The following is a 7,171-nucleotide window of genomic DNA, read 5'->3' on the forward strand; positions in this document are numbered from 1 at the left end:
GGGCGGGGCAGTTGTCATCGGGAAACCTCCGGAGAAACGCTATCGTGTCGCCGACCCCACGCGCGCCCCCAGGGCTTCGTCGGCAACTCGTCGTAGTCTCGAAACGCTATGCAACGCCTCCTCGTCGCGCTCCTCGCCGCCTTCGACGCCGCCATCGCCGCGGCGGTCGGCCTCGTCGTGCTGCTCGCGCCGTTGACCCTGCTGTGGACCGTCGCCTTCGGGATCACGGCCGACTGGGGCGCGCTCTGGCCGCTCACCGGCACGCTCTGGGAGTTCGGCCACGGGGTTCCGTTGACGATCACGATCCCGGATGCGCTCCTCGTGGCCCTCGCGATCCCACCGGCGGCGGCGAACTTCGTCGTGTCGATCACACCGCTCGCCTTCCTGGTGTTCACGCTGCTCTTCGCAGCGCGTTCGGGCAGCCGAGCGGCGAAGGCCGGCGCGTGGCTGCTCGGATCGCTCACCGGAGCCGCCGTGTTCACCCTGATCTCCGTCGGCGTCGCGTTGACGGCACGACTCGACGCGGCGCAGACGCCGTTCGCGCCGGCGATCATCCTCCCCGCCGCGGTCTACCTCGTCGGTGTGCTCTGCGGTGCGGTGCGCATCGCGTGGGAAGACGGCGACGGCGGCATCCTCGACCGACTGCACGACTGGTTCGACGCCCGCGAGGACTGGGCGCCCGTTCCCGCGGCGATCGTGCGCGGCGCGGCCTTCGCGCTCGTCGGGGTGGTCGGCGCGTCCGCGCTCGCGCTGGCCGTCACGACCCTGCTCCGCGGGGGAGAGGTCGTGGCGCTGTTCCAGGCCGCCAGGGTCGACGCGCTCGGCGCGACGGTGATGACCCTCGGTCAGCTCGCCTACCTGCCGACCATGCTCGTGTGGACGGCGGCGTGGCTCGCCGGTCCCGGATTCGCGGTCGGTGCCGGCACAGCGGTGTCGCCCGCGGGCACACAGCTCGGCGTCGTCCCCGGCATCCCCGTGTTCGGGCTGCTGCCGGAGAACAGCTCGATCTGGATGCTGATCGTCGTGCTCATCCCCATCGCCGCCGGTGCGTTCGCGGGCTGGGCGGTCCGCTCGCGCCTCGTGTGGGAGGGCACGCCCCTCGGGATGCTGCCGCGCGCGGTGATCGCCGTCGGGATCGCGGGCCTGAGCGCCGGGGTCGGCGGGCTCGCGGCCGCTCTCGCGAACGGCTCGATGGGTCCGGGGCGGCTGGCCGTCGTCGGACCGGCCGTCTATCCGTTCGCCCTCGCGCTCGGCGCAGAGGTGCTCGTGGGCGCGGCCATCCTGCTGCTGTCTCCGCGGAACCGCGATGAGCTCGCCGAGGAGCGCACCGACCGGTGGATCGCCGAGATGACGGAGCTCGACCCGAATGCTGTCGCCGGCGCGGGAGCGGCATCCGCTGTGCCCTTCACGGACGTGTCAGCCGCCGACGACACGGCGCCGCTCGATGACGTGCGCGGGTTCCTCGCACCGCCGCGCGATCCGGCGGAACCGCGCGACTGACGGCGGTGTCCGGTCGGCCCCGGACACCGGGCGGGAGCAGTATGCACACCCCGGTAGACTGGGCGCGTGCTCACGGTCGCCGTTCTCATCTCGGGCACCGGCTCGAACCTTCGCGCCCTCCTCGAGGCCGCTCGTCATCCCGATTTCCCCGCCAGGGTGATCGTCGTGGGTGCTGACCGCGAAGCCGACGGGCTGGCCCACGCCGAGGAGTTCGGCATCCCCAGCTTCACCGTGCCGTGGCACGAGCACGAGAGCCGCGAGGCCTGGGGTGACGAGCTCGGACGCCAGCTCGCGGTCTGGAATCCCGACCTCGTCGTGCTCTCCGGACTCATGCGTCTGCTGCCCGAGTCGCTCGTCGCGCGGTACACACCGCGCCTCATCAACACCCACCCCGCATTCCTGCCGGAGTTCCCCGGAGCGCACGGCGTCCGCGATGCGCTCGCCGCCGGCGTCTCCGAGACCGGTGCCAGCGTGATCGTCGTCGACGACGGCGTCGATACCGGGCCGATCCTCGCCCAGGAACGCATCCCGGTGCTCGACGGCGACACCGAGCACAGCCTGCACGAGCGCATCAAGCCCGTCGAACGTCGACTGCTCATCGATGTCGTCCGCGGGATCGCCACCGGCGAGCTCACCCTCACGCCTGCTTCCTGACCCCCACCCGACGCCCCCGCACGAAGGAGCCCATCATGGCCGGCCCCCGCCACGACCCCACGCTCTACCGCGATCGCGACACCGTGCCGATCCGGCGCGCGCTCGTCTCGGTGAGCGACAAGACCGACTTGCTCGTCCTCGCCGCGGCTCTCGCCGAGGCCGGGGTGGAGATCGTCTCGACCGGGTCGACCGCCGCGACCATCCGCGATGCCGGCTTCACCGTGACCGACGTCGCGGCCGTCACAGGGGTCGCCGAGATGCTCGACGGTCGCGTCAAGACGCTGCACCCGAAGGTCCACGGCGGCCTGCTGGCCGACCTGCGCCTCGAGGAGCACGAGCGTCAGCTCGAGGAGCTCGACATCGCGCCGTTCGAGCTCGTCGTGGTGAACCTGTATCCGTTCGTCGAGACCGTCGCCTCGGGCGCGGTCGGCGACGACGTGGTCGAGCAGATCGACATCGGCGGACCCGCCATGGTGCGCGCCGCGGCGAAGAACCACGCCAACGTCGCGATCGTCGTGTCGCCGCAGTCGTACCCCGCGATCGTCGACGCGGTCGCCGCCGGCGGCACCTCGGTCGCGCAGCGCCGTGAGCTCGCCGCCCGCGCGTTCGCGCACACCGCCGCGTACGACACCGCGGTGGCGCAGTGGTTCGCCGAGGGCACGCTCACCGAGCCCGGCGACCTGCCCGCACACCTGACGATCCAGGCCGAGCGCCTCGCGACCCTCCGCTACGGCGAGAACTCGCACCAGCGCGGTGCGATCTACACGCGCGCCGGCGGCCACGGCATCGCCCAGGCCACGCAGCTGCAGGGCAAGGAGATGTCGTACAACAACTACGTCGACGCGGATGCCGCGCTGCGGGCCGCGTACGACATGGTCAAGCCGGCCGTCGCGATCATCAAGCACGCCAACCCGTGCGGGATCGCCACGACCGCCCCGAACGCGCTCGACCCGATCGCCAGCGCCCACCTGCGCGCGCACGAGTGCGACCCGGTCTCCGCCTACGGGGGAGTGATCGCCGCGAACGGCACGGTCACCCTGAAGATGGCCGAGAACCTCAAGGACATCTTCACCGAGGTCATCGTGGCGCCGTCGTTCGAGCCCGCCGCCCTCGAGGTGTTCAAGGCGAAGAAGAACCTGCGCCTGCTGCAGCTGCCGCAGGACTGGCAGCAGGAGCGCATGGACGTGCGCCTGGTCTCGGGTGGACTGCTGCTGCAGGACGCCGACCGCTTCCCGGACGACATCGGTTCCGTCGCGAAGAACTGGGAGCTCGTGTCGGGTGAGCGTCCGAGCGACGAGGAGATGGAGAATCTCATCTTCGCGTGGAAGGCCTGCCGCGCCGTCAAGTCGAACGCCATCGTGCTCGCGAAGGACAACGCCACGGTCGGCGTCGGCATGGGCCAGGTCAACCGCGTCGACTCGTGCCGCCTCGCGGTCGAGCGCGCGGGCGACCGCGCTGCCGGTTCGGTCGCCTCGTCGGATGCGTTCTTCCCGTTCGCCGACGGCGCCCAGGTGCTGATCGATGCCGGCGTCACGGCCATCGTGCAGCCCGGCGGCTCGGTGCGCGACGGCGAGGTCGTGGACGCGGCTCGCAAGGCCGGCGTCACGATGTTCTTCACCGGGGAGCGTCACTTCTTCCACTGAGCGGCCGGCGTCCGCGCCGACACCCCCGCTTCTCGCCGAGACCCCGGCCTGCCGACGTGTGCAGGCCGGGGTCTCGTCGTTATGTCGGGGTCTCGTTGTGCCGGGGCGGCGCCGCAGCCTCAGGTGGCGACGATCGCGCACATCGCGATGGTGGACGCGGCCATCGTCGCGTGGTGGAGCCGATGTATCCAGGAGCGCTCGGCGCGCAGCGCGACCACGTCGAGGGCCACGGTGCCCAGCGCCAGGCCGGCTCCCACCAGCTGCGGCATCGTCGAGCTCGCACCGTGCTCGTGCGATGACACGAGGAGGGCAGGGGCGGATGACGGCATCGCGGGCATGAGGAGGATGAGCGCCGCGGTCGAGATCACGCCGAGGGCGAGGTGGGTGGAGAGCATCGTGCCCGGCCGCGCCGTCGCCACCGGGCTCACCCGGCGACCTGCGGCGAGGGCGAGACCGGCCGCGATCAGGGCGGCGAACCACACGACCGGCGGCACGAGCGACACGGTCATCACGTCGGTCATGCCCACGAGCATCAGTGCGGCCGCGAGGAGCTCCGCTCGACCGGCGTCTCTGCGCATCCCGACCAGGGTGCCGACGCCGATCGCGGCGGGGACGAGCGCGCCGAGATGGAGGAGGGCGCTCACCGCTCTGCGGGCACGAGCTCGTCTGCCATGCCCACCCGCCGCCACTCTGCAACCGCGACATCGGCCGGTGCGGCCGCGGCGAAGGCGAGTGCCCCGTGCGCCACGTCGAGTGCGACCGTGAGCTTCGTCTCCCAGCGCAGATGCTCGGGCTGCTCCGGCCGCGCGCGGACCGAGATCGGGGCATCCGGGATCGCACCGAAGGCGAGCGCCCGATCTCGGTCGTCGACGATGCGGGCGAGCTCTCCCGCATCGGTCAGGCACCGGTACCGCGGAACGCTCGTCGTCTCATAGGGGGAGTACTCGCCGGCGGCGAGGGTCTCGTCGAGGAAGTGGTTCGTGTGCGCGAGCGTGCGTCCCCGCGGGGCGGACAGCACGGCCACGCCGGCCGGGGATACCTCGACGGCGGCGGCCTCGGACGTCGTCCCGTCGAACGAGACGACCGTGAGGACGCTGGAGGCGGCGAGGGGCACGGACCGGGAGATCTCCACCGCCTCGGCCACGGTGCGCGCCCCGTCGAGGATCATCCGCGCGAGGACGTGCACGGGCACTCCCGCCTGAGATCCGTCGCTGCGATGGTGGAGGATGTTGAAGTGCAGGCCCAGGCCGCGGTCGTTGACACCGATCTTCGCCGGCTGGCCGAACTCCGAGAATGTCACCACCCGGGCGCCCGACGCCGAGTGCAGTCTCCGCACGACGGTCTCGTTCGAGAGCGTCTCGTGCCAGTCCCAGGTCTGCATCGTGCGCGGCGGCGTGGCATCATCCGGCACGTACACGACGGTGGAGCACTCCATCGACGGCGTCATCCGCGCGAGGATCTCGGTGCGTGCCGTGAGCAGGTGCACGTCGGTGAGTGGCAGTCCGCTTCCTTCGGCGACGCCGCGGAACTCCTCCGCGACGTCCGGAGCGTGCGTCACGGTCATCGTCCGGCACTCGTCGGCGATGCTCCGCGCCATCTCCGCGGAGACGCCCGACTGCAGGAACAGTCGCAGGTACGAGTCGCGTGCGGCGAGCAGCTGCGGCGCCCAGTGCGCACCGAGTCGGCGGCCCTCCTCATGCTGGTCCGCGGTCTCGGAGGTCCACTCGTGGACGATCACGCCTCTCCTCCGATGCGCTCGACGAGCTCGGCGACGTCGCCGTAGGGGCAGCCGCGTGCGCGCGAGGCGGCCGCGACGCGTTGGCGGACCTCGCGTGGCTTGTCCTGGCTGACCTTGAACACGGCGCGCTGTTCGAGGATCTCGAAGCGGAACGACACGATCCCCCCGACGATGCGCTCGAACGTGGGGAGTGAGCTCGTCATGTCCCAGGCGGTGGGCTCGAGGCTCTCCAGCTCCGTCACCGTGCGGGTCACCACATGCATGCCGTCGGCGGGGTCCTCGAGCACGGTCACTCTGGCTGTGAGGTGCACGGCCGCATAGTCCCAGGTGGGGACGTTCGGGTCGTCGGCATAGGTCGTCGGGGAGACGTAGTCGTGCGGCCCGGAGAACACCAGGAGAACCGCGTCGCCGTCGGCGATCTGCTGCCACTGCGGGTTCTTGCGCGCGATGTGCCCCAGCAGCTCGCCGCCGACGAAACCGCCGTCGTCCGCCATCCGCTCGATGATGACCGGCGTGTGCGTCACCGTCGGTGCTCCGGCCTTTCCGCCGCCGTTGGACACGATGAGCGCGAACGGATGGCGACGCACGAGCTCGTTCACCTCGTGCTGCGAGGGGGCGAGATACTTCTCGAACTCGTACACGGTCAGCCCGCCGCGCAGAGGATCGCGTCCCACGCGGTCTCGCCCGCCAGGGTGGCCACCGCCGTCGAGTTCAGCGACAGTCGACCGCGCGAGGTGCCCGGGTCCTCCGGCAGCGCGACCTCGTCGGTCGTGAGCGCGAACAGGGTGTCGCCGTCGAGAGGGGTGTGGAACGGCTGGATGCCGCGGTGCATCGAGCTGTGCACCTGCAGGCCGAACTGCTTGAGCTCGACGTCGGAGAGCTGCACGTTCGTGACGACGGCCGTGATCGTGGTGTTGCCGGACATCGAGTCCAACAGGCGCGATTCGCCGATCGCCTCCTCGTAGTCGCGGGCCGGGTGGCGGCGCTCGCCGGTGGAGTCGTCGTAGTTCCCCCGGACGATGCGGCCTTCCCGGTCGAGGATCACACCGTAGGGGTTGAGTACCGTCACCACGAGTACCTTCACGTCGCCGACCTGGCGGAAGGCCACGCCCTGCCCGGTGAACTCGACGCGGGCGGGATCGACCTTGCCGGATGACGCGGATGCGCCACCGCCGACGCGGCCGACCTCGACGACGCCCTGACGCGCGGCCTGCAGGGCGGCCTTCCCGAGGGCGGCGTCGGGGAACACCGAGTTGTCGCGGACCGAGTAGTCGTAGATGATCGCGCCCGACACGAGCTGGAGCTGATCGAAGCCGGACCGGTGGTCCGCCCGCTCGAACAGGGCCTCCGACACGCCCGCCACCGCCGAGAGCCCGTACACCGATCCGCCTGCGAGGCAGATCGCATGGTTGTAGCCGTAGAGTCCGCTCGCGCCGACCGCACCACCGCGTCGGTCGGAGAACGTCCGAGCGCCCGCGGGGATCGACACCACTGTCGCCCCGGTCGGTCCCTCGGCGTACTCGGCGGTTCCGAGCAGCACCCCGGGGAAGTCGTACTCGACCTGCCCGCGATCGGTGCCGTGCACGGGGGAGAGGGCGTAGTCGCCGTTCGAGCGACGGGGGCCCGCGGGGAGGAC

At 71.3% G+C, this 7,171-nt stretch carries 7 protein-coding genes; 3 read left to right on the forward strand and 4 right to left on the reverse strand.

Going from position 1 to position 7,171, the window contains the following annotated elements; all coding sequences use genetic code 11:
• Window positions 1-108: 108 nt before the first annotated feature.
• The 3 genes from HCX50_RS19595 (at window position 109) to purH (ending at window position 3,797) form a co-directional block, all read left to right on the forward strand.
• The gene (locus HCX50_RS19595) at window positions 109-1,500 is read left to right on the forward strand and encodes a cell division protein PerM (RefSeq protein ID WP_167635463.1); all 1,392 of its coding nucleotides are present in this window, start codon (window positions 109-111) and stop codon (window positions 1,498-1,500) included.
• 66 nt (window positions 1,501-1,566) lie between these two features.
• Window positions 1,567-2,154 carry a phosphoribosylglycinamide formyltransferase gene (gene purN / locus HCX50_RS19600; RefSeq protein ID WP_167635464.1) on the forward strand — a complete coding sequence of 196 codons (588 nt, stop codon included), beginning with the start codon at window positions 1,567-1,569 and terminating at the stop codon, window positions 2,152-2,154.
• 35 nt (window positions 2,155-2,189) lie between these two features.
• Window positions 2,190-3,797, forward strand: coding sequence for a bifunctional phosphoribosylaminoimidazolecarboxamide formyltransferase/IMP cyclohydrolase (gene purH, locus HCX50_RS19605; protein ID WP_167635465.1), 1,608 nt, complete (start codon window positions 2,190-2,192; stop codon window positions 3,795-3,797).
• Between the two features lie 119 nt (window positions 3,798-3,916).
• Here purH and HCX50_RS19610 read toward each other — a convergent pair whose 3' ends face one another.
• The 4 genes from HCX50_RS19610 to HCX50_RS19625 all read right to left on the reverse strand — a co-directional run.
• Window positions 3,917-4,441 carry a hypothetical protein gene (locus HCX50_RS19610; protein ID WP_167635466.1) on the reverse strand — a complete coding sequence of 175 codons (525 nt, stop codon included), beginning with the start codon at window positions 4,439-4,441 and terminating at the stop codon, window positions 3,917-3,919.
• Window positions 4,438-5,535 (reverse strand): C45 family autoproteolytic acyltransferase/hydolase, encoded by a 1,098-nt coding sequence (locus tag HCX50_RS19615; RefSeq protein ID WP_167635467.1) that lies wholly within the window; start codon window positions 5,533-5,535, stop codon window positions 4,438-4,440. The genes HCX50_RS19610 and HCX50_RS19615 overlap by 4 nt, the downstream gene beginning before the upstream one ends.
• Window positions 5,532-6,209 (reverse strand): FMN-binding negative transcriptional regulator, encoded by a 678-nt coding sequence (locus HCX50_RS19620; RefSeq protein ID WP_167635468.1) that lies wholly within the window; start codon window positions 6,207-6,209, stop codon window positions 5,532-5,534. The genes HCX50_RS19615 and HCX50_RS19620 overlap by 4 nt, the downstream gene beginning before the upstream one ends.
• Window positions 6,179-7,171: P1 family peptidase (locus tag HCX50_RS19625; RefSeq protein WP_167635469.1), on the reverse strand; the 993-nt coding region annotated here is incomplete at its 5' end. The genes HCX50_RS19620 and HCX50_RS19625, both read right to left, overlap by 31 nt.

This window comes from Microbacterium sp. B19(2022), assembly GCF_012030385.1.
Lineage (GTDB): Bacteria > Actinomycetota > Actinomycetes > Actinomycetales > Microbacteriaceae > Microbacterium > Microbacterium oxydans_B.